Genomic DNA, 23149 nt, shown 5'->3' on the forward strand with positions numbered 1-23149 from the left:
GCCCCGGATCCGTCAGACGGGCTGGGTGCGGCGGGTCGCAGCCCGCACGTAGTCCGCGAGCGTCTCGTCCATGTCCGCCGGCGAGAAACCCGTCGCCTCGATCTTGGCCAGGTCCAGCACGCTGCGCACCGGCCGCGGCGCCACCGGGGCCGTCGCCGCCGCGAAGTACTCGTCGGTCGGCACCCCGCGCACCCGCCGCGGGTCGTGGCCGGCCAGCTCGTACGTGCGCCGGGCGATATCGGCCCACGTCCTCACGGTCCCGCCGCCGGTCACGTTGTACGTGCCGTACGGCGCCCGTGACTCGGTGAGGTGCCGGATGGCCCGCGCCAACTCCGAGGTGAAGGTCAGCCGTCCGAACTGATCGTCGACGACGGCGGGATCCACCCCCTTGGCTGCCAGCGTCAGCATGGTCTGCACGAAGTTGCGGCCCTCGCCCACCACCCAGGACGTCCGTACGACGTAGTGACGCGGCACGGTGGACACCAGCTGATCGCCGGCGGCCTTCGTCTGGCCGTACACACCGAGCGGGGACAGCGCGTCGTCCTCGCGGTAGGGCCGCGTCGACTCCCCGTCGAACACGTAGTCGCTGGAGACGTGTACGAGCGTGATCCCGTGCGCGGCCGCGACCCGCGCCAGCGCGGCGACGCCGGTGACGTTGACGGTCCAGGCCGCGGTCCGGCCCTCGGCGGTCTCGGCCGCGTCCACAGCCGTGTAGGCCGCGGCGTTGACGATGGTGTCGTAGTCCTGCCAGCGGCGGGCCGAACCGAGATCGGCGGCGCACAGATCGATGTCGGCACGGGTGGCGAACTCGACGTGCGGTGCGTCCGCGTACGCGGCGCGCAGTGCCCGCCCGAGTTGTCCGTCGGCGCCGAGGACCAGCGTTTTCGGCGCAGGCACGGGGGTCACCTCGGACAGCGGAGGCTGGGCGCGGTCCTTCTCCGACATCTCGGCACGATCCAACGGGATCGGCCAGTCGATGCCGAGCGCCTCGTCGCCCGGATTCAGCGACGGGTAGCTGACGCCGGGGGAGTAATGATCGTTGACGAGATAAACGTAGACCGTCTCGGGCTCCAGCGTCTGAAATGCGTTGCCGACGCCGCGGGGCACGAACACCGCCCGCGACGGATCGATCTCGGCGGTGAACACCGTCCCGAAGGTGGGGCCGGACCGCAGGTCCACCCAGGCGCCGAAGATGCGCTTCGAACCGACGGAGATGAACTTGTCCCACGGTTCGGCGTGGATGCCGCGCAGCGTCCCGGGCGCCTGGTTGAACGAGATGTTGTTCTGCACGGGCCCGAAGTCGGGCAGGCCCGCGGCGAGCATCTTGGCGCGTTGCCAGTTCTCCTTGAACCATCCGCGGTTGTCGCCGTGCACGGGAAGATCCCACAGAGTGAGCCCAGGGATGGGAGTTTCGATGGCGCGCAACGCCTTACCGAATTCCGTCAACGCTGTTCTGCCCCCGTACTACTGGCCGAGCCGGGCGTAGAACGCCTCGGTGGCTTCCTTGGCGGGCGTCCACCAGTCCTCGTGGGTGCGATACCACTCGATGGTCGCCGCGAGACCATGTTCGAAGTCACCATACCCAGGTTGCCATCCGAGTTCCTCGCGCAGCTTCGTCGGGTCGATCGCGTAGCGCAGGTCGTGGCCGAGTCGGTCGGGGACCCGGTCGTAGGCATCGGGATCCTCGCCCATCAGGGTCAGGATCAGTTCGACCACCGTCCTGTTGTCCTTCTCGCCGTTCGCGCCGATCAGGTACGTCTCACCGATCCGGCCCTTCTCCAGGATCAGCAGGACCGCAGACGAGTGGTCGTCGGCGTGAATCCAGTCGCGGACGTTGAGGCCCTCGCCGTAGAGCCGAGGGCGGATGCCCCACAGCACGTTCGTGATCTGGCGGGGGATGAACTTCTCGACGTGCTGGTAGGGCCCGTAGTTGTTGGAACAGTTCGAGATCGTGGCCGCGACGCCGAACGACCGGGCCCAGGCTCGCACGAGCAGGTCACTGCCGGCCTTCGTCGACGAGTAGGGAGAGGACGGGTTGTACGGGCTGGATTCGGTGAACCGGGCCGGATCGTCGAGCTCCAGATCGCCGTACACCTCGTCGGTGGAGACGTGGTGCAGCCTCCTGTCGTGCCGGCGGACGGCCTCCAGCAACGTGAACGTGCCGACGACGTTGGAGTGCAGGAAGGGTTCCGGCCGGTCGAGGGAGTTGTCGTTGTGCGATTCGGCGGCGTAGTGGACGACCGCGTCGGCCGCGGCGACCAGTTCGTCGACCAGGTCGGCGTCGGCGACGTCGCCGTGCACGAAGTCCAGCCTGCTCTGCGGCAGCCCGTCCAGCGACGCGCGGTTGCCGGCATAGGTGAGCTTGTCGAGCACGGTCACGTGGTGGTCGGTGTGGGCGAGGACGTGGTGCACGAAGTTGGAACCGATGAAGCCGGCACCACCGGTGACCAGCAGTCGCACCATCACAGACCCCTGTCGAGGAGATCGAGCAGATACCTGCCGTAGCCGGACTTGACCAGCCGGGTTGCCCGGTCGCACAGCTCGTCGTCGCTGAGAAACCCTTGCCGCCAGGCGATTTCCTCGGGCACCCCGATCTTCAGACCGGTCCTGCGCTCCATCGTGCGGACGAAGTCCGCCGCGTCGGTCATCTGGTCGAAGGTGCCGGTGTCCAGCCATGCAGTGCCGCGCGGCAGCACCTGCACCCGGAGGCGACCCTGCTCGAGGTAGGCGCGGTTGACGTCGGTGATCTCGTACTCGCCGCGATCGCTGGGCTTCAGCTGCTGGGCGATCGCGACGACGTCGTTGTCGTAGAAGTACAGCCCCGGCACCGCGTAATTGCTCTTCGCCCGCTTGGGTTTCTCCTCCAGCGACACCACGAGACCGCCCGCGTCGAACTCCACGACGCCGTAGGCGGACGGCTCGGCCACCCAGTAGGCGAAGATCGTGCCGCCGTCGACATCGGCGAAGCAGCGCAGCTGGGTGCCCAAACCCGGTCCGTACAACAGGTTGTCGCCCAGCACGAGGGCCACCTTGTCGCTGCCGATGAAGTCCTCACCGATGGTGAACGCCTGCGCCAGCCCGTCCGGTGACGGCTGCTGGGCGAAGGTGATCGACACCCCGAAGCGCGACCCGTCGCCGAGGAGCCGCTCGAAGCTGTGGGCATCGTGCGGTGTGGTGATCACCAGGATGTCGCGGATGCCGGCGAGCATCAGCGTCGAGAGCGGGTAGTACACCATCGGCTTGTCGTAGACCGGGATCAGCTGCTTGGACACCCCGTAGGTGATCGGATGCAGGCGCGACCCCGAGCCGCCGGCCAGGATGATTCCCTTCACAGTGCGCTCCTGCCGTCAGGCCGCGTGCCGCGGCCCGGCGCGGTGCTTGCCGGGGCGGTCCGAGCCCGCGTCGGAGGACGATCCGGAATCCGCGCCGTCGGGCTTGGCGTGGGCGCCGTAAGGCCGGCTGTCGGTGTCCACGGAGCTGGTGCCGGTGACGGCGGCGGTCGGGTCGTTGTCGTCGTCCGCACCGGAAGTGTCTGCGGCAGAGTCGGTTTCGGCGTCCTCTACTTCGGCTTCCTCGGCGTCGGTTTCGGCGTCCTCGGTCTCGGCATCCTCGGTTTCGCCTTCGACCACCCCGAGGTCCTCCGGTTCGACGGCGTCGGGTTCGGCGGCATCGGCGCCGGTCTCGTCGACGCTGACCTCGACGGCGTCGACCACCGACGAGTCGTCCACACCGGTCGAGTCCTCGCGGGTGTCCTGCACAGTGGCCGCGGCGCTGTCGGCTTTCGCTGCTTCGCCGATGTTGGTGACGGCGGTCTTGATCGCAGCGGGAAGCCCGACGAAAAGCTGGTAGATCGGCCCGCCGTCGTGGCACCTCGTCACGCAGTCGGGATCCTTGACGGAGAACAGACCGGGTATCGGATCGGCAGGGCCTGCGCCGTCGGCGTCGTACCCGTACATGAACGCGTTGAGTACCTCGCGGGGAAGTGCCGCCAGCGCCGTCAGGGCGCTGGCGAGGTCGCCGGTGGACGCGGCGGACAGGGCATTGCCCAGACTCTGCGACGCGGCGCGGTTGGCACCGTCCACAGGTGTCGACATGTCCTCGATGGCCGCTCTCAGTGTCTGCCCGACGGCCATGCCGTTCTGAAAAAGGGCGCCCGAGAAGGACAGTGGACCGGGTCCTGCCGTCACGGTGACGTCGTTGCTGAGCAGACCGAAGGCCACGCTCAGCAGGGTCTGGGGCAGTACCCGCACCTGGTTGCCGTTTCCGAGGATGTTCAGCGCGGTGGCGAAGATGCCCGCCATCTCCACGCTGCTGCTGCCCAGGATGTTGACCGCACCGCCGAACCAGCCCTGTGTCGTGGCGCTGCCGTTGCCGAGAAGGTTGAGCGCGACGGTGCCGAGCAGTCCGGCAATGGTGGTCTGGGTGCCGTCGCCGAACGGTGACACCCCCAACGCGAGGTTGATACCGCCGACGACCGACGTCGAGCCGGGGCCGAGCTGAACGCCGATGTTGCCAAGGCCCGTGGATCCCACGTGATGGGGACCGTCACCGCCCGAGAACCCCAGAACGAGATTCAGGCCGCCGATGGCCGCGGCACTCCCCGGGCCGTAGTGGGCGAGGACGTTGAAGCCGCCGATCGCATTCGTGGACTGCATGGCGTTGCCGTTCGCCACGCCGATCGCGAGGTTGGGACCACCGATCACCGAGGTGGCGCCTGCCCCGACCTGACCGAGGAAGGAGAACAGCGAGAACATCGCCGTCGACACCGCTTCGTTGCCCACCGCGTTTGCCAGCGTGAACGCGGAGTAGGACGTGGTTGCTCGCGCGTTGGCACCTGCAGCAAATGCTCCGCCGAAGAACCCGCTCGACGCGTCGGCGACTGCGCCCTCCCCGATGGCCAGCGCGAAGCTGGTGGGGTTGCTGGTGCAGCCGTTGCCGTTGCCGATACCGAAGATCGAGAAGCACGTCGCGTTGGCTGGTGGGGCCGCCGGAAGCACCGTTGCCGCAAGCGTACTCGACACGAACGCGGTAGCCATCAGGCCGCTTCTGATCCGAACCGATTCCATCGACTTCCCTGTTCTCGCGGACCCCCCTGGACGCATCGGCAGTGCGTGGCGCACCGCCCAGGCAGAGATCAGGCCGATTCTGGCAAAAATTAACGTCTACGTCCACAAAATCGGGTTGTGGGCCGTTCGGGAGCGGGAAAGTGTTGCGTTTCGCCGGGACGGACCGCGATGATACGACCGATCCGGATCCGGTTCGTCGATCCGCACACGAAGGGCGATCGCCGTGACACCTACTCAGTGGATACAGAGACTGGCGCTGACCGCAGGCCTGCCGGTGTTCGCGCTCGCGGGCGTGGCACCTCAGGCCGGCGCCGATCCGCTGTCCGAAGCCCTGGCGACCACGACGTGCAATTACGCGCAGGTGACCGCCGCGATGAACGCACAGGCACCCGCACTGGCGGCGCAGTTGAACAGGCGCCCCGACATGCAGGCCAACCTGCAGACGTTCCTGGCGATGCCGGTCGATCAGCGCAGGGCCCGGATGGCGCAGGAGCGGGCCGCCAACCCCCAGTTGCAGCAGATGCTCACGGCCCTGATGGGCCCGCAGGTGAGTCAGATCGCCGGCTCCTGCATGAACTACTGATTCGACGATCACGGTGGACGCGACGCCCGATATCGGTCGTCGCGTATTTGCCGTGCTCGTCGACGCGCACGCATCCACCCACGGTCATCGCGCGCCAGATCAGGCCTGGTCGTTGCTGGTTTGACGCGAATAGTCAAAAACCTACCCTTGCGTAAATTAAACCGTTAGAGTCCCTGCCGTGCGAGGAGCGCAGACAGAAGTTCACCATGCGAACGGCGCCTCGACGGGATTGCTCGATCGCTCCGACGTCCACGAGGCACTGGCGGCGATCCGCAGGCCGGTGGCAGTCGTCGGGTCCGTTCACGGGCCGAGCCCCGTGCTGCTCGATGCCGCCGGGCAGCTGACGTCGGACGTCCTGCGGCAGAACCTGCTGGCCGTGTTGCCCCCGATCTATCCCGAGTGGCTCGGCGACCGCAGCTTCACCGCCGCGCACGGGGTGCGATTCCCCTATGTCATCGGGGAGATGGCGCGCGGGATCGCGACGCCCGCGATGACCATCGAGGGTGTGCGGGCCGGAGTCATGGCCTTCTACGGCAGTGCCGGACTCGACCTGAGCACCGTCGAGGCGGGCGTGCGGGAGATCCAGGCTGCGGTCGGACGCGACACCGTGGGGTGGGGCGCCAATCTGATCCACAACGTGCAGAGCGACGGGATCGAGATCGCGACCGTCGATCTGTTCCACCGCCTCGGCGTGCGGTACGTCTCGGCGTCGGCCTTCATGCAACTGACGCCCGCTGTCGTGCTCTACGCCGCCAAGGGGCTGCGGCGCGGCACCGATGGCCGGATACACCGCGCCGGACACATCTTCGCCAAGGTGTCCCGCGACGAGGTTGCGCGCCAGTTCCTCTCACCCGCCCCGGAGCCGATGCTGCGGGCACTGGTGGCCGAAGGACGGATCACCGCCGACGAGGCTGCGCTGGCCGCGAACATCCCTGTTGCAGAGGACATCACCGCCGAAGCGGACTCGGGGGGACACACCGACAACCGGGCGCTGACGGTGCTGCTTCCGCGACTGATCGATCTCCGCGACGAGATCGCCCGTGCCCACGGCTACGACGTCATGCCCCGTGTCGGCGCCGCCGGCGGGCTCGGCACCCCGGCCGCGGTCGCGGCCGCGTTCGCCGCCGGCGCGGCCTACGTCCTGACCGGCTCGGTCAACCAGTCCGCGGTCGAGAGCGGTCTGTCGACCGATGCGCGCGCCATGCTGGGCACAGCACAGTCCACCGACGTGGCGATGGCACCGGCTGCCGACATGTTCGAGATGGGCGTGACGGTTCAGGTCCTCAAACGCGGCACGTTGTTCGCCCAGCGCGCGCAGCGCCTCGGGGAGTTCTATCGCCGCTACGCCTCCCTCGAGGATGCCCCTGCCGCAGTTCTGCGGAACCTGGAGACCGCGGTGCTCGGGCTCAGTGTCGACGACATCTGGTCCGAGACAGAGGCTTTCTTCGCCCAGCGCGATCCACAGCAGATCGAACGGGCCCGCACGGACCCCAAACACCGGATGGCCCTGGTGTTCCGGTGGTATCTGTTCAACGGCGCCCAGTGGGCCCGGGAGGGAACCACCGAGCGCCGCGCCGATTACCAGATCTGGTGCGGCCCGGCGATGGGAGCCTTCAACGAATGGGTGCGCGGCAGCTTTCTCGAACCCGTGCAGGCCCGCACCGTCCGTCAGATCGCCCTGAATCTCCTCGAAGGGGCCGCCACCGTCACGCGTGCCACCCAGTTGCGCGCTGCGGGTGTCGCGTTGCCGCCGTCGGCCTTCAATTTCCGACCACGTCCGCTCGGTTGATCTCCGTAAGTTCCCGTCCCTCATTCGGATAGATAAAAGGCCCAATGACCGAAGACAATCAGCACCCATTCGCCACTCCCGTCGCCGTCGTCGGCGCGACCGCCATCTATCCGGGCGAACCTGGGCTCGAGGGGTATTGGCGCACCATCACCGCGGGGCGGGATGCGATCAGCGAGGTGCCGCCCTCGCACTGGCTGATCGAGGACTATTACGATCCCGACCCGACGACGCCCGATCGGACCTATTGCAAGCGCGGCGGTTTCATCGACCCGGTGCCGTTCGACCCCATGCGGTTCGGTCTGCCGCCCACCGCGTTGCCGGCCACCGACTCTGCGCAACTGCTCGCGCTCATCGCCGCCAGGAAGGTTCTCGACGAGGCCGAACGTGGGGGCGTGGACGTCGACCTCGACCGCGTCGACATCGTGTTGGGCGTCGCGTCGACGACCGAGCTCGTGGTCCAGATGGGATCGCGGATGCAGCGTCCGATATGGCGAAAGGCATTACTGGAGAACGGTCTTCCCGAGGATGAGGCCGACGAGATCTGCCGTGACATCGCCGACCACTATCCGCCATGGCTCGAGAGCACCTTCCCGGGTCTGCTGGGCAATGTCGTCGCCGGACGTGTCGCCAACCGGTTGGATCTGGGCGGAAGCAACTTCGTCGTCGACGCGGCGTGTGCGAGTTCGCTCTCGGCGCTGCAGACCGCGCTGCACCGGCTGTATCTGCGCGAGTCCGACCTCGTCCTGACGGGCGGCGTCGATGCCCTCAACGACGTGATGATGTACATGTGCTTCTCCAAGACGCCCGCGTTCTCTCAGTCGGGTGACTGCCGGCCCTTCTCGGATGCCGCTGACGGGACGATCATCGGCGAGGGCGTCGGAATGCTGGCGCTCAAACGGCTCAGCGACGCCGAGCGGGACGGTAATCAGATCCATGCCGTGATCAGAGGGCTCGGATCCTCGTCGGACGGTCGCGCCTCCAGCGTGTACGCGCCGCGCTCCGAAGGACAGGCCAAGGCGCTGCGCCGCGCTTACGAACACGCCGGTTACGCCCCGTCGACCGTCGAGTTGGTCGAGGCGCACGGCACCGCGACAAGAGCAGGTGACGTCGCCGAGTTCGCGGGCCTGAAGGCGGTGTTCACCGACGACTCAGCCCGGGTCGCCCTCGGCTCGGTGAAATCCCAGATCGGGCACACCAAGGCAGCCGCCGGTGCCGCCGGCCTGATCAAGGCCGTTCTGGCCCTTCAACATTCGACGCTTCCGGGCACCTTGAAGGTGGACCGCCCCAACCCCGCGCTGGGCCTGGACGGCACGCCGTTCTACGTCAACGCGCAGACGCGCCCCTGGGTTCGCACCGGCGACCAGCCACGCCGGGCCGCGGTGAGTTCGTTCGGGTTCGGAGGCAGCAACTTCCACGTGACGCTGGAGGAGTACCGCGGCGAGCACCGGGCCAGACGACTGCGGACCCTGCCCACCGAACTCGTGGCGCTCAGCGCCGGGAGCGAGGCAGAACTCCAGGAACGGGCCGCCGAGATCACCGCGGCCGTACGCGCAGGGCAGAGTCTGGCCCGGATCGCGTTCACGACGGCACCGGCGTTCGACGCCTCGCAGCCCGCGAGGGCCGCGCTGGTCGCGTCGGACACGACGACGCTGGAGGGACTCGCCGAGAAACTGCGGGGCGCCCTCGCCGACGGCACCGCAGCGCAGATCAAAGACCCCAACATTGCCGTCGGGCTGGGCCCGGCACGTACCGGTAAGACCGCGTTCCTCTTCCCCGGACAGGGAAGTCAGTACGTCGGGATGGGCGCAGACCTCGCGCTCGGCTTCCCCGAGGCCCTCGCGGTGTGGGACGGTCTCACCGGCGATCTGGCCGATCTGCACCGGGTGGTGTTCCCCGAGCCCACCTTCGACGCCGAGTCGCTCGACGCGCAGAAGTCCGAGCTCACCGCGATGGAGAACGCGCAGCCGGCCATCGCTGCCGCCAGCTTGGCGCAACTTCGTCTGCTCGACATGCTGGGAGTGACGGCCGATGCGGCCGGCGGGCACAGCTTCGGCGAGGTCACCGCGCTCGCGGCAGCGGGTGTGCTTCCCGTCGAGCGGCTCGTCGAGACCGCGCGCATGCGCGGGGTGCTGATGGCCGAGGCCGGACAGGGCACCGACGGCGCCATGCTGGCGATCGTTGCCGGTGCCGATGATGTACGCGCCCTGCTGAATTCGCGTCCGGATACGGTCGGGACGCTGGTGATCGCCAACGACAACGCACCGAACCAGGTGGTGGTCGCCGGACACGCCGCCGACATCGCGTGGGCCGAGACGACCGCGAAAGCGGCGGGGTTCTCGTCGCGACGGCTGCCGGTGGCCTCGGCCTTCCACTCCGAGATCGTCGCGTCGAGTTCCGCGCCGCTGGGGAAGTACCTCGAGACACTCACACTCGGAGAGTCGCGCTTCCCGGTCTACGCGAACACGACGGCGCAACCCTACGGTCCGCAGATCGTCGACCAACTCGCCGATCAGGTCCGTCAGCCGGTGAGGTTCCGCGAGATGATCGAGGCCATGGCCCGCGACGGGGTCACCCGGTTCATCGAGGTCGGTCCCGGCCGGGTTCTCACCGGGCTCGTCGACCAGATCCTGGACACGACCCCGCATCTGGCGGTGACTCTGGACGGATCGAAGTCGGACGGACTGCGCGGCTGGCATCGCGGACTGGCCGCACTGGCCGCCGACGGACTGCAACTCGATCTCGCCGCGCTGTACGCCCATTTCGACGAGCCCGCCGAGCACGTCCCCGCACCCGCCCACTCGGTGCTGGTCGGTGGGGCCAACCTCGGCAAGCCCTATCCACCGGTGGATGGCATCACCGCGATCGTCCCCAAACGGGTGCGCGCCACCGCACCGATCTCGCCGCCACAGGCCGAAAAGGCCTCTGCAGAAGGACTTCCGATGACGCCCGCAGTCCAGCAGATGGAAGCACCCGCGATCCAGCCCGTCGCCGTGCCCGCGGCGGAGGTCCACGTGTCGACGCCGGCCCATCAGCCGGCCGCACGGGTGTCCCCGACGCCTGAAGTGCACGTGCCGGTTTCCGCCGAGCCGGCGCCGCTGTCGGTCGACGCATGGAGCGTCATCGACCGCATCCAGAAGGAAACGGCCGAACAGCACCAGCGGTACCTGGATGTGATGACGCAGAGCCATCAGGCGTTCCTGGATGTGGCGACGCAGATGATGACCGAGATCGTCGGTGGCCGGCCGACGGGCCCGCAAGCACCTCGGCTCGCGCTCAAAGAGGTCGTTTCCGCACCCGACACCGCCGTCAACGGCGTTGCACCGGCAGCGCACACCCCTGCGGTTGCGGCGGTGGCCCCTGAGCCTGCCATGGCCCCGGCGGCCCCGGCGGCCCCGATGCCCTTGGCCCCGGCGGCCCCCGAGATGGCGGCACCTTCGGCTCCGGCTCCCGCACCGGCGGCCCCCGCGCTGCCCGTCGGCGACATCGTGCTCAGCATCGTCTCGGAGAAGACCGGCTACCCCGCCGACATGCTCTCCCTGGACATGGAAATGGAAGCCGAACTCGGCATCGACTCCATCAAACAGGTCGAGATCCTCGCCGCCCTGCAAGCCAAATACCCCGGCGCACCAGACATCCCGGCCTCCGAACTCGCCGGCCTGCGCACCCTCCAGGACGTCGTCGACACCGCCACCGGCTTCACCACCACCACGACCACGACCGCACCTGCGGCTCCGGCTCCCGCACCGGCACCCGCGGCCCCCGCGCTGCCCGTCGGCGACATCGTGCTCAGCATCGTCTCGGAGAAGACCGGCTACCCCGCCGACATGCTCTCCCTGGACATGGAAATGGAAGCCGAACTCGGCATCGACTCCATCAAACAGGTCGAGATCCTCGCCGCCCTGCAAGCCAAATACCCCGGCGCACCAGACATCCCGGCCTCCGAACTCGCCGGCCTGCGCACCCTCCAGGACGTCGTCGACACGGTCAGCGGGTTCAGCGCCCGCCCGGCCGGCGATGATCTCGATCCCGAACCCGCGCCGGCGCAGCCGGATTCACCGTCGGGTGGATTGTCGTGCACGGAGGCGGAACTGCGGGCGGTCCCGCCGGGCGGCTTTGCGATGGCAGGCCTGCGCGACGGCGAGGTGTTCATCACCCGCGAGGATCCGGAGTTCGCGGATTCGCTCGAAACCGTGATGATCGACCGCGGCATCAAGGCCAAGGCCGTCGACGAGGTGCCCGAGCGGGCGGGGGCCGTCATCAGCCTGGCGGCGCTGGCGAGCGTCGAATCCCCGCAGGGGTGCGTCGACATGCACGTGCGGGCATTCCACGCGGCACGCAGTGTGGCGAGAAGCGATGCGGAGTCACGGCTGTTCGTCACCGTCCAGTCCAGCGGTGCGACGTTCGGCGCGGCCGAAGCACCGACAGGGGTCGCGAGCCTGGTCAAGACCGCTGCCTGGGAGTGGCCCAACGCCTCGGTGCGCGCCGTCGACATGGAGACACTGGACGCCGAACGGCTGGTTGCCGAACTCCTCGAAGGGGGTAGCGGTGTCGAGGTCGCACTGTGCGCCGACGGCACCCGACTGGTCGCGGTCGCCGACGTCGCGTCCACCGTCGGCGAAGGGGAGAACATCGGCGTCGACCCGGGTGGCGTCGTCGTCGTGACCGGAGGAGCGCGCGGGGTGACGGCGGCTTCGGCGCTGGCACTGGCGCGTCACCACGGTCTGCGCTTGGCGCTGCTCGGGCGGACGCCTCTGCGTGACGTCACCGCTGCCGAATCGGCGGGCACCACCGCCGCCGAGATCGCGACGTCGCTGGCGGCGGCAGCCCGCGCCCGCGGTGAGCAGCTGAGCCTGCCGCAGGCGAGGGCACAGGCCGAGAGTGTGCTGGCCGAACGCGAGGTGCGGGCCACGCTCGCGGCCGCCGAGAAGCAGGGAATCCCGGCGCGCTATTTCTCGGCCGGCATCACCGATCGGGCGGCACTGACCGCCGCCCTCGACGAGGTACGGCATTTCGGCGCGATCGTCGGGGTCGTCCACGGTGCCGGTGTGCTCGCCGACAAGCGCCTGGAGGACCTCGACGACGAGCAGTTCGTCAAGGTGTTCAGCACCAAACTGGTCGGGGCCGAGGCACTCCTGGAGGCCACGTCGGGCGACGACCTGCGTTTCGTGTCGTTGTTCTCGTCGATCGCGGCACGGGCCGGTAATCCGGGCCAGGCGGCGTACGCCGCCGCCAACGCGGCGCTGGAGTCGATCGCCGCGCGGGAAGCAGCGCGGCGTGGCGACAGCTGCGTGGTGCGGGCCTTCGGCTGGGGGCCGTGGGACGGCGGGATGGTGGACGCGACCTTGAAGAGCCGGTTCCTGGAGGCCGGGGTGGGCGTGATCCCGATCGACGACGGCGCCCGGTTCTTCGCCGAGCATGCGTTGCGCCGTTCCCCGGCAACCTCGATCGTCGTTGCCGCGCCGGCAGAGCCGCGGTTGCGGGCTGCGCATCTCGAATGGGATGTGTCCGTCGAGACGCTTCCGGTGCTCGAGGATCATCAGGTGCGCGGCCAGATCGTGATCCCGGTGGTGGCCGTGCTCGACGCCGTGCTGCGCGCCGCCCGCGGGCTGATCGCGGACAGCGCCGTGGTCGTCCGGGACCTTCAGGTGCTCTCGGGTGTCACCTTCGCGTCGTGCGAACAGCAGGACCTCACCATCGATTTCGAGCCGACGGGCGCGTCGTACACCGTGACGGTGAAGGACTGCGAGGGACGCGCCCGATACCGCGCGGTGCTCGAAACTTCCTCGGCGGCGCCCAGCACGTCGATTCCATCGATCGCGGGATCGGCGTGGCCGATGAGCGTGGCCGACGCCTACTCGGGCCCGCTGTTCCACGGGCCGCGCTTTGCGGTCATCGACGAGTTGGGCGAGTTCGCCGCGGCCGGGGGGAGCGCTACGCTGAAGAGCGCGACCGAGCTGGGCTGGCCGCAGCAGGACTGGGTGATCGATCCTGTCGCCGTCGACGGCGGCCTGCAGCTCGGCATCCTGTGGGCGAACGCGCACGGCCATCCGCTCGTGCTGCCTGTGCGCATCGGGAGCGTGACCGTGCACCGTCCGTTCGCGGACGGTGACGCACGCCGGTGCCGGATCGCGGCACATCCCGTCAACGACAAGCGCGTCGATTTCGACATCGCGCTGGAGACGGTCGATGGACAGCCGGTGGCCACTCTCGAAGGCGTGGAGTTCTACGTCGCAGGCACGGGTTCGTGAGCGAATTCGTCCCTGTCGCGATCGTCGGACGCAGTTGCGTACTTCCCGGCGCGAATACGCCGGAGGCGTTGTTCGAGGCGACGCTGGCGGGTCGCTGCCTGCTGACACCCACTCCGCGGGATCACTGGCGTGGCGTGGATCCGGCGCGGTTGCTCGCCAGCGACCTCGCCGGACTGCGGGTGTCGTCGGCGACCGGCGGCTACATCGAGGTACCCCTGGGCGTGTCCGGGATCGGTTCGCGGATCACCGATCTGGAGCGGCTCGACCCGCTGGTGTCCTGGCTCGCGCACTGTGCCGAGCGGGCCCTCGGGTCCCCGTCGGCGAATCCCCGCACCGGGCTGATCGTGGGCAACCTGTCGTATCCGAGCACACTGAACACCGCGTTCGTGGAAAGCGTGTGGACCGGCGGCGACGATGTCGACGCACGCAACCGGTTCTCGTCCGGCCTACCGGTGCACCTGATCGCCACGGCGATGGGAATGACCGGACCGGCGTACGCACTCGACGCCGCGTGCGCATCGTCGCTCTACGCGATCAAGCTGGCGTGCGATGCGCTCAACGACGGCACGGCCGACGTGATGCTGGCCGGCGGCGTCAACGGCGCTGACGACCTGTTCCTGCACCTGGGTTTCACAGCGCTGCAGGCGCTGAGCGCGACGGGACGCTCGCGGCCTTTCCACGCCGAGGCCGACGGTCTCGTACCCTCGGCGGGTGCTGCGCTGGTCGCGTTGAAGCGTCTCGAGGACGCCGAGCGCTGCGGCGACCGCATCCTCGGTGTGATCACGGGCATCGGTCTGTCCAACGACGGCCGGCAGAGCGGGTTCCTCGCGCCGGCGGTCGCCGGTCAGACCAGGGCGATGTCCGCCGCGCTCGAGCAGGCAGGCATCACCCCGGCCGACGTCGACTACCTCGACTGTCACGCCACCGGAACACCTCTCGGCGATGCGACGGAGCTGCGCAGTATCGCCGCCGCCTACGGCGAGGTGCCGCTCACACTCGGGGCGCTGAAGGGCAACCTCGGGCACACCATCACGGTGTCCGGCGCAGCGAGCCTGGTGAACGTGCTCTCCGCGATGCAGGCGGGGGTGATCCCGCCCGCCTTGTGCGAGATGCCCACCGACAGACTCCGCGAGACCCCGTTCACCCTGGCGACGACGCCCACCCCGTGGGAGGGTGGCGTCAGACGTGCCGCGGTGAGCAACTTCGGATTCGGCGGCAACAACGCGCATCTGATCGTCGAGAGTTACACGGGGGCAACCTATTCCGCTGTACGCAGGCCCGTCCCCACCGACGAGATCGTGATCTGCGGGGTCGGCGTCGTGACCGGCGACGCCGGCGATGCCGAAACCTTCCGCCGCCGGGCGTTGGGTCCCGAGTCCCGGCCCGTTCCGCTCGAGTCGGTGCAGCTCGAGCTCGCAGGTCTCGGCTTCCCGCCCAGGGAGCTGCAGGGCAGTCTCGCCCAGCAGACGGCGATGCTGGCCGCCGCGGCGCAGGCGCTGGACGATGTCGTCACCGATCCCGACCGCACCGGGGTAATCGTCGGTATGGGCTGCGACGCCACCATCGCGCGCCAACGACTGCGCGTGATGAACCTCGCGAACGACGAATGGCTCACCGTCAACAAGGATTCGGCGCCACAGTTGACGGCCGACGGAGTCATCGGGACGATGCCGAACATCCCGGCCAACCGCATCCATGCGCAGCGTGACTTCCGGGGCTTCGGGTTCACCGTGTCCGGCGAGGAACTCTCCGGCATCGACGCGATCCGGATCGCCGTCCGCGCCCTTCGGCACCGTGAACTCGACACCGTCGTCACCGGTGCGGTCGACATGTGCTGCGAGCCCGCCCACGCGCGGGCGGCGGACACGCTGGCAACCGAACCCGCCATGGCACACGGCGACGCGGCGATCGCGTTCGTCCTCAAGCGGCGGACCGACGCCGAGGCCGCCGGCGACGAGATCGTCGCCGTCATCGACACCGACGGCATTCTCGCGCCGACCGATGCCCGCGAACACCGGGACGCGAACGTCGCCGCCGGCCGGTTCGGCCGAACGCATGCGGCTGCCGCGGCCGCCGAGATCGCGGCGCACGCGGCAGCGGTCCGCACACGGGTGAGCGTCGACCGGGCCGGCGCGCAACCCATTCCCGGACGCCTGCGCTCGACAGTCGAGATCGGCTCGATCGGCGGTCGCAGCGACGCCCTCACCGTGTCGGCGGCAGGAACCGCACCGGTACCGCTGGCCGTCGGCGTCATCCCGATCACGGAACGCTACGCCGCCGACAGCAGAGCCGATCTGCTGAGACGGTTGCAGCGGCACGAGCCGGGCGGCACCGGTCCCGTCCGCTGCTCGTTGGTGGGCGACACCACCTCGACGCTGGAGAAGCTGCGGCTCGCGACCGAGCAGCGGCTGGGCTGCGGCGAGGTCCCGGTACTGCCGGGAGTCGCCTACGCGGACTCACCGATGACCGGCGAACTCGCGTTCACGTTCACCGGCGCCGCGGCGGCCTATCCCGGCGCCGGCCGCGAGTTGCTGCTGGCATGGCCGGAGTTGGGCGATGCCCTCGCCGAGCGGTTCTCCGGAGTCGGCGAACTGGCACGTGCACTCTACGGCGCGGACATCTCCACGCTCAGCCCCAGGACACAACTCACCGGGTGCGCAGTGGTCTGTCAGGCGCAGGCGGAGTTCTCCCGCAACGTTCTCGGCCTGGAACCCGCTGCGGCGATAGGCCTTTCGTCGGGTGAGACGAACTCGCTGCTGGCGTTCGGCATCTGGCAGGACCTGGAGCCGATGCTCGACGAGATCGAGGCATCGGGAATGTACGGCGACGAGCTGACCGGGGAGTGCCGGGTGGCCGCGGCGGCGTGGGGTCTCGGGGATGAGCCCGCGCCGTGGGAGAACTGGCGTATCACCGCACCGAGGGCCGCGGTCGAACGGGCGTTGAGCGCTGAACCGCTCGCCTATATGACGATCGTGCAGGCCCCCGACGACTGCGTGATAGGCGGGGACCCCGCGGCGTGCCGGCGGGTCATCGACGCGATCGACGGCGCCCAGTCGATGCCGCTGGGACTCGACATGGTCATCCACTGCGAGGCCGTACGCCCGTTCGCCGACACGTGGCGCACGATCCACACGCGCGAGACGTACGCCGCCCCGCAGGTGCGCTTCTACAGCAACGCGGTCAACCGCGCCTACACACCCACACGCGAGGCCGCCGCCGAGGCGATCACCCGCCAGGCGCTCGAACCCATCGACTTTCCCGCCACCGTGCTACAGGCGTGGGAGGACGGGGTTCGGGTGTTCGTCGAGCACGGCCCCCGCGCCATCCTGACCGGCGCGATCCCCAAGATCCTCGGTGATCGCCCGCATGTCGCGGTGGCCCTCGACCCGCAGGAACGACGGGGGCTGCGAGCGCTGGCCGAGACCGTGTCCAAGATGTGGGTGCACGGCCTGCCCGTGCATACCGACGCGTTCGACGCGCGCATGGATCTACTGCGCGCGCAGAGCACCCCGGTACCGTCCACAGGGCGCCTGCTGACCCTGGCCGCCCACTGGCCCGATGTCGTCGCCGTGCCCGACCCACCGCGGAGAGTGGACGTCCCGACGTCGCGATCCCCCCAGGAAAGGATGCCGGAGTTGGATCCTGCACGCTTCCAACCGATGCCGGCAGCACCGGAGAGTCTGGAGCCGCTCGTCTTCGCCGAGGCGGCGGTCGAGCATCACCAGACGACGACGATCAGCCGACCTGCCTCCGTCCCGGAACGGATTCCCGCCGCACCGGTTCCGATCGGTGCCACGGCCACCGACAGGACGACCGCCGCGCTGAACCTGATCGCGTCCGTCAGCGACACGCACTCGGTCTTCGTCGAACGGCAGGCGCAGGCCCACGCCGCATTCCTGCAGACGCGCGGGGCACTGCTCGCCGCGGCGACCGGCCGGACCTCCACACCGGCGGTGAGTGCGAAAGCCGTAGTCGTGAGTGCGCCCGTCGCCCCGCCGCCGGCGCCCGTTGCGGCGGTCCTCGCGCCCGCACCGCCCGTCCGGCCGGCAGCTACGCCGAAACCGGCGCCGGCACCATCGCCGCAGGAGCCGCTGTGGACGCGCGCGCAACTGGAAGTCCTGGCCGGAGGCCGGATCTCGGAGGTCCTGGGTCCGATCTTCGCCGAACTGGACCGGTATGACCGCCTGGTGCGCATGCCGGAACCGCCGCTGCTGCTCGCCGACCGGGTGATGAGCATCGACGGTGAACCCGCGACGATGGGCACGGGCCGCATCGTCACCGAGACCGACGTCGACCCCGACGCCTGGTACATGCACAACGGCCGGATGTCGCCGGGCGTGGTGATCGAATCGGGCCAGGCCGACCTGCTGCTCGCGTCGTGGCTGGGAGCCGACTTCAGCAACCGCGGCGAGCGCGTCTACCGCCTGCTCGGATGTGACCTCACGTTCATGGGCGGCCTCCCGCAGGGCGGCGAGACACTGCACTACGACATCCACATCGACGGCCACGCGAAAACCGGTGCGACACGGCTGTTCTTCTTCCACTACGACTGCTACATCGGCGACCGCCTGGCCATCTCGGTGCGCAACGGACAGGCCGGGTTCTTCTCCGACGAGGAGTTGGCCAACTCCGACGGGGTGCTGTGGGACGCCGCCGACGACGTCCCGCGCGACGGTGCCCGCCGCGATGACCCGCCGCAGGTCACACTGAAGCGTTCCTTCGGCCGGGCCGATATCGAAACCTTCACCGCCGGTGACGCATTCGCGTGTTTCGGGAGCGGGTTCGAGATGGCCGCGGCACATTCCCGCACACCCTCACTGCCCACCGGGAAGCTGCGACTGTTCGACGAGGTCTCCGAGTTCGATCCCGACGGTGGGCCGTGGGGGAGGGGGTACCTGCGGGCAACCGCCTCGGTGCCCACGGATGCGTGGTTCTACGACGGACACTTCAAGAACGACCCCTGCATGCCGGGAACCCTGATGGCCGACGCGGCCACCCAGGCCCTGTCGTTCGCGTTGGCCGCCTACGGCTTCACGATCGACCGCGACGGGTGGCGGTTCGAGCCGGTGCCCGAGGAGATGGCCCGCTTCGTCTGCCGCGGGCAGGTCACACCCGACACCGACCACGTCCTGGACTACGAGGTGTTCGTCGAGGAGATCATCGACGGGCCGACGCCGACCATCTTCGCCGCGCTGTTGTGCAGCAGCGACGGCTTCAAGGTGTTCCACTGCCGGCGATTCGGGATGCGTCTGGTCCCCGACTGGCCGATGCCGCCGGGCGCACCGGGCCCGGTACGAATCCTGGAGGGCACCAAGGATGTCCGCGGCGATCAGGGTGCGCTGCTGGCCTGCGGCCGCGGTATGCCCTCGGACGCCTTCGGCGCGCTGTACGCGCCGTTCGACGGGACGCGGCGTGCCCCCCGGCTGCCCGACGAGCCGTACCACTTCATGTCACGCATCATCAGCGTCGACAGTCCGCCAGGAGTGCCGACCAAGGACGGCGTGGTCGTCGCCGAGTACGACGTTCCGGCCGATGCGTGGTACTTCGAGGACGCCCACTCCGACGCGGTTCCGCTGTCGGTGCTGATCGAGATCCTGCTGCAGCCCTGCGGCTGGTTGTCGTCGTACAACGGGTTCGCCGCCAACCGCGCCGATGACGTGGTGTTCCGCAACCTCGACGGTGGCGAGGTGGTGCTGCGCCGGCCGGCGCGCGTCGGCACACTGCGGGTCACCTCACGCCTGGAACGGTTCGCCGAAGGCGGCGGCTCCACGATCGTGTTCTTCGACGTCGTGTGCACCCAGGACGACGACGTGGTGATGACCATGAAGACGGCCTTCGGCTTCTTCAGTCCCGAAGCTCTCCGGAACCAGGTCGGTCTGCGGGTGGAAACCGGTGCGCTGGAGGCGCTCTCGGCCCAGGCACCGGTCTCGCTGAGCTATCGTGACGAGACGCTGACCGGCAAGCCCTGGCTCACGCAGGGTCGACTCCAGGTCATCGACCGGGTCAACTTCTGGCCCTCGGGAGGCGAGGGCGGTCTCGGACGTCTGGTCGCCGAGTACGACGTCCGGCCCGAAGCGTGGTTCTTCAAGGCGCACTTCTTCCAGGACCCGGTGCAGCCCGGCTCCCTGGGTCTGGAGGCGATGCAGCAGGCAGCCCGTGCGGCGGTCAAACTGGCCGGTCTTGCCGCTGACGGATCCACGTTCGAGCCGGTCGCCGCTGACCAGTCGTTCAGCTGGAAGTTCCGCGGCCAGGTGATCCCGACCAACACCCGCACCCGCTCGGAGATCGAGATCACCTCGGTGACAAGAGAAGACGACAGTGTGCTGGTCGTCTTCAACGGCAGGTTCTGGGTCGACGAGCTGTGCATCTACGAGACGACGCAGATGGGTGTGCGGGTGCGCTGAGCCACAAGCGCGGTCAGCGCGGCTGCGCTCCGGGCGACGGAACGCTCACGATCGCCGCTTGGGCAGAGTGGCGACCGCTCCCTTCGGAATGGGAGCTGTGATGGAGTCGTCGAAGTCGGGCAGGTCATCGTCGTGACGGATGCGGGTGCCGGCGAGGTCGGCGGTGTGTCGCTCTCGCACCAGCGTGTGTGCGGCGATCGGACGCGAACTGACCGCGTGCAGCCGCGGGCTCGGCCGGGGCCGTACGACGATGGGCCACCAGAACCAGCGCCCGATGAGCGCGGCGATGGCGGGCGTCAGGAACGCCCGGACGACAAGGGTGTCGAACAGAAGCCCCAGTCCGATGGTCGTACCCACCTGGCCGATGACCATCAGGTCGCTGAACACCATCGCGGCCATGGTGAACGCGAACACCAACCCGGCGTTCGTCACGACCTTGCCGGTGCCGCCCATGGCGCGGATGATGCCGGTGTTGATACCGGCCCCGAGCTCCTCTTTCATCCGTGACACGAGCAGCAGGTTGTAGTCCGAACCGACGCCGAGAAGGACGATCACCGCCATGGGCAGAACCATCCAGTGCAGCGGGACACCGAAGATGTACTGCCAGATCAGCACCGAGAGCCCGAAGGACGCGCCCAGCGACAACGCCACCGTGCCGACGATCACGACGGACGCCACGAATCCCCGGGTGATGAGAAGCATGATCAGGAAGATGAGGCACAGCGCGCTCACCGCGGCGATCAGCAGGTCGTACTTCGAGCCTTCCTCGAAATCCTTGAACGTCGAGGCACTTCCGCCCATGTACACCTGCGCGCCGCGCAGCGGCGTCGTCTTCAACGCCTCCTGGACCGCATCCCGGATGGGTTGGATACCGCCGATGCCTTCGGGGGAGCCTGGATCGTTCTTGTGCGAGATGATGAACCGCACGGCCTTGCCGTCGGGGGACAGGAACGAACTCATGGCCCGTTGAAAATCGGGGTTGCTGAACACTTCCTGGGGCAGATAGAACGAGTCGTCGTTGTTCGCCGCATCGAAGGCCTGACCCATGGCCGTCACGTCCTGCGTCGAATTGTCCACCACACCGAAGGTGCCCTCCATCGTGCTGTGCATCGTCAACAGCATGGAACGCATGGACTCCATGATCTCGATGGTCCGAGGTAGCTGCGCGAGGAGCTCGGGCAGTAGAACCACGAAGTTCTCGAGATCACCCTGCAGCTCGTGCATCTTGGCGGCGATCCGATCGATCCCGTCCAGGGAGTCGAACACGCTCCTGATCGAGAAGCACAACGGGATGTTGTAGCAGTGCGGTTCCCAGTACAGATAGTTGCGGATCGGCCGGAAGAAGTCGTCGAAGTTCGCCATGTTGTCCCGCAACTCGTCCATGACGACGACCAGTTCCTTCACCAGCGCAACGGATCTCAGCGTCGTGTCGGTGAGTTGGCCCTGCAGGTCGTACATCCGCCTGGCCAATTCGATCTGTCTGGCCAGCATGTCGGCCTGTGCGCCCATGTCGTCGACACGGTCCTGCATGTGCTTCATCATCTGCTGCTGTCCGGCGTTCTGCATGCTGATGAGAAACGGTATGGAGGTGCGTTCCAGCGGCGTCCCCTCCGGCCTGGTGATGCTCTGGACGCGCGAGACACCGGGAACCTCGAAGATGGCCTTGGCGATCTTGTGCAGCACGATGAAGTCCGCCGGATTGCGCATGTCGCGGTCGGATTCGACGATCAGGATGTCCGGCATCATCCGGGCTTGCGAGAAGTGGCGGTCCGCGGCAGCGTATCCCGCGTTGGCGGGGACGTCTTCCGGAATGTACTGCCGATCATCGTAACTCGTCTGGTATCCCGGCAGCGCGACCAACCCGATCAACGTGACCGCCAGTGTTGCGACGAGAATCGGGCCGGGCCAGCGAACGATCGCCGTGCCGATCCGTCGCCACCGACGCACGTTGATCGCACGGGTGGGATCGAACAGACCCGCCCGACCGCCGAGAGCCAGCACCGCGGGAACCAGCGTCAGTGCCACCGCGACGGCGACGAGCATCCCGACCGCGCACGGCAGACCGATGGTCTGGAAGATCGGCATGCGGGTGAAACTCAGACACATCAACGCCCCGGCGATGGTGAGACCGGACCCGAGCACAACCGGAGCCACCCCGCGGTAAGTGGTGTAGAACGCCGTTTCGCGGTCCTCTCCCGCGTTGCGCGCTTCCTGATACCGGCCGAAGAAGAAGATCCCGTAATCGGTGCCGGCCGCCATCGCCAGCGCCACGAGCAGATTGATCGCGAATGTCGACAGCAGAAAGACTTCCTGATCGCCGAGAAACGCGACGATCCCGCGCGCGGCGAACAATTCGATGCCCACGGTGATCAACAGCGCGATCACGGTGATGACCGACCGGTAGACGATCATCAACACGACGAAGATGATCACTGCGCCGATCAGTGTCATCTTGAGGATGGAACTCTCGCCGCTGTGCTGCATGTCGGCCAGCAGCGGCGCGGCACCGGTGACGTATACCGAGACTCCCGGGGGCGGCGGCGAACGGTCGACGATGGCGCGCACCGCGGCGACCGATTCGACACCCGCCGACGAGCCCTGGTCGCCGACGAGGTTCAACTGCACGTAGACGGCCTTGCCGTCGGGACTCTGCGCACCCGCCGCCGTGAGCCGGTCGCCCCACAGATCCTGCACATTCTCGATGTGCGCAGAATCCTTCTTCAACTCGCCGACCAACTGGTCGTAGTACCGTCGGGCCGAGTCGTCCAGCGGCTCTTGCCCTTCGAGCACGATCATCGCGGTGCTGTCGGAACTGGACTCACCGAACAGCTGTCCCATCTGTGCCATCGCCTGGACCGAGGGCGCGTCCTTGGGGCTCATCGGCACGGACTGTTCGCGGCCGACCTGCTCGAGGGAGGGGACCGCGAAGGTGACGAGGAGGGTCAGCGCCACCCAGCCGACGATCGTCACCGGCGCGAGCATCCGCAGCGAGCGGGCGATCAGGGGCCGACCCTTGTGCAGCTGGTGGTTGCTCATGCGGTGTTCACCACGCGCGCATC

The 23149-nt window shown here is 68.4% G+C and carries 9 protein-coding genes; 4 read left to right on the forward strand and 5 right to left on the reverse strand.

The annotated features are described in order from the left end of the window. Positions 1-12: 12 nt before the first annotated feature. Genes DYE23_RS15060 through DYE23_RS15075 form a run of 4 tightly spaced genes read right to left on the reverse strand, consistent with a single transcriptional unit; the run spans position 13 to position 5036 of the window. Positions 13-1446: a sugar nucleotide-binding protein gene (locus DYE23_RS15060; RefSeq protein WP_115327532.1), complete on the reverse strand. Its 1434-nt coding sequence runs from the start codon at positions 1444-1446 to the stop codon at positions 13-15. A gap of 18 nt (positions 1447-1464) precedes the next feature. Continuing rightward, positions 1465-2463, reverse strand: coding sequence for a dTDP-glucose 4,6-dehydratase (gene rfbB, locus DYE23_RS15065; protein ID WP_115327533.1), 999 nt, complete (start codon positions 2461-2463; stop codon positions 1465-1467). Then, on the reverse strand, positions 2463-3332 hold the full coding sequence (rfbA, locus tag DYE23_RS15070; protein ID WP_115327534.1) for a glucose-1-phosphate thymidylyltransferase RfbA: 870 nt from the start codon (positions 3330-3332) through the stop codon (positions 2463-2465). The genes rfbB and rfbA overlap by 1 nt, the downstream gene beginning before the upstream one ends. 15 nt (positions 3333-3347) lie before the next feature. Then, entirely contained in the window at positions 3348-5036 is a 1689-nt protein-coding gene (locus DYE23_RS15075) for a hypothetical protein (protein WP_147292285.1), read from the reverse strand. Positions 5037-5289: 253 nt separating this feature from the next. Between DYE23_RS15075 and DYE23_RS15080 the strand changes: the two genes are divergently transcribed. The 4 genes from DYE23_RS15080 to DYE23_RS15095 all read left to right on the forward strand — a co-directional run bounded on the left by DYE23_RS15080 (position 5290) and on the right by DYE23_RS15095 (position 20090). Next, positions 5290-5649 (forward strand): hemophore-related protein, encoded by a 360-nt coding sequence (locus DYE23_RS15080; protein WP_147292286.1) that lies wholly within the window; start codon positions 5290-5292, stop codon positions 5647-5649. Between the two features lie 178 nt (positions 5650-5827). Next, positions 5828-7438, forward strand: coding sequence for a PfaD family polyunsaturated fatty acid/polyketide biosynthesis protein (locus DYE23_RS15085; protein ID WP_218566983.1), 1611 nt, complete (start codon positions 5828-5830; stop codon positions 7436-7438). A gap of 44 nt (positions 7439-7482) precedes the next feature. Beyond that, a complete protein-coding gene (locus DYE23_RS15090) occupies positions 7483-13686 on the forward strand; it encodes a type I polyketide synthase (protein WP_115327538.1) in 6204 nt (2067 codons plus the stop codon). Continuing rightward, on the forward strand, positions 13683-20090 hold the full coding sequence (locus DYE23_RS15095; protein ID WP_172527781.1) for a beta-ketoacyl synthase N-terminal-like domain-containing protein: 6408 nt from the start codon (positions 13683-13685) through the stop codon (positions 20088-20090). Before DYE23_RS15090 ends, DYE23_RS15095 begins: the two co-directional genes overlap by 4 nt. Positions 20091-20135: 45 nt before the next feature. Here the strand turns inward: DYE23_RS15095 and DYE23_RS15100 are convergent, their stop codons facing one another. Further along, positions 20136-23126 (reverse strand): MMPL/RND family transporter, encoded by a 2991-nt coding sequence (locus DYE23_RS15100; RefSeq protein ID WP_115327540.1) that lies wholly within the window; start codon positions 23124-23126, stop codon positions 20136-20138. Positions 23127-23149 lie beyond the last annotated feature (23 nt).

This window comes from Mycolicibacterium gilvum, assembly GCF_900454025.1.
GTDB lineage: Bacteria > Actinomycetota > Actinomycetes > Mycobacteriales > Mycobacteriaceae > Mycobacterium > Mycobacterium gilvum.

Coding starts and splice junctions, on each gene's coding strand:
- rfbB (WP_115327533.1), bottom strand. CDS start 2,463: ATGGTGCGACTGCTGGTCACCGGTGGTGCCGGCTTCATCGGTTCCAAC.
- DYE23_RS15075 (WP_147292285.1), bottom strand. CDS start 5,036: ATGGCTACCGCGTTCGTGTCGAGTACGCTTGCGGCAACGGTGCTTCCG.
- DYE23_RS15090 (WP_115327538.1), top strand. CDS start 7,483: ATGACCGAAGACAATCAGCACCCATTCGCCACTCCCGTCGCCGTCGTC.
- DYE23_RS15100 (WP_115327540.1), bottom strand. CDS start 23,126: ATGAGCAACCACCAGCTGCACAAGGGTCGGCCCCTGATCGCCCGCTCG.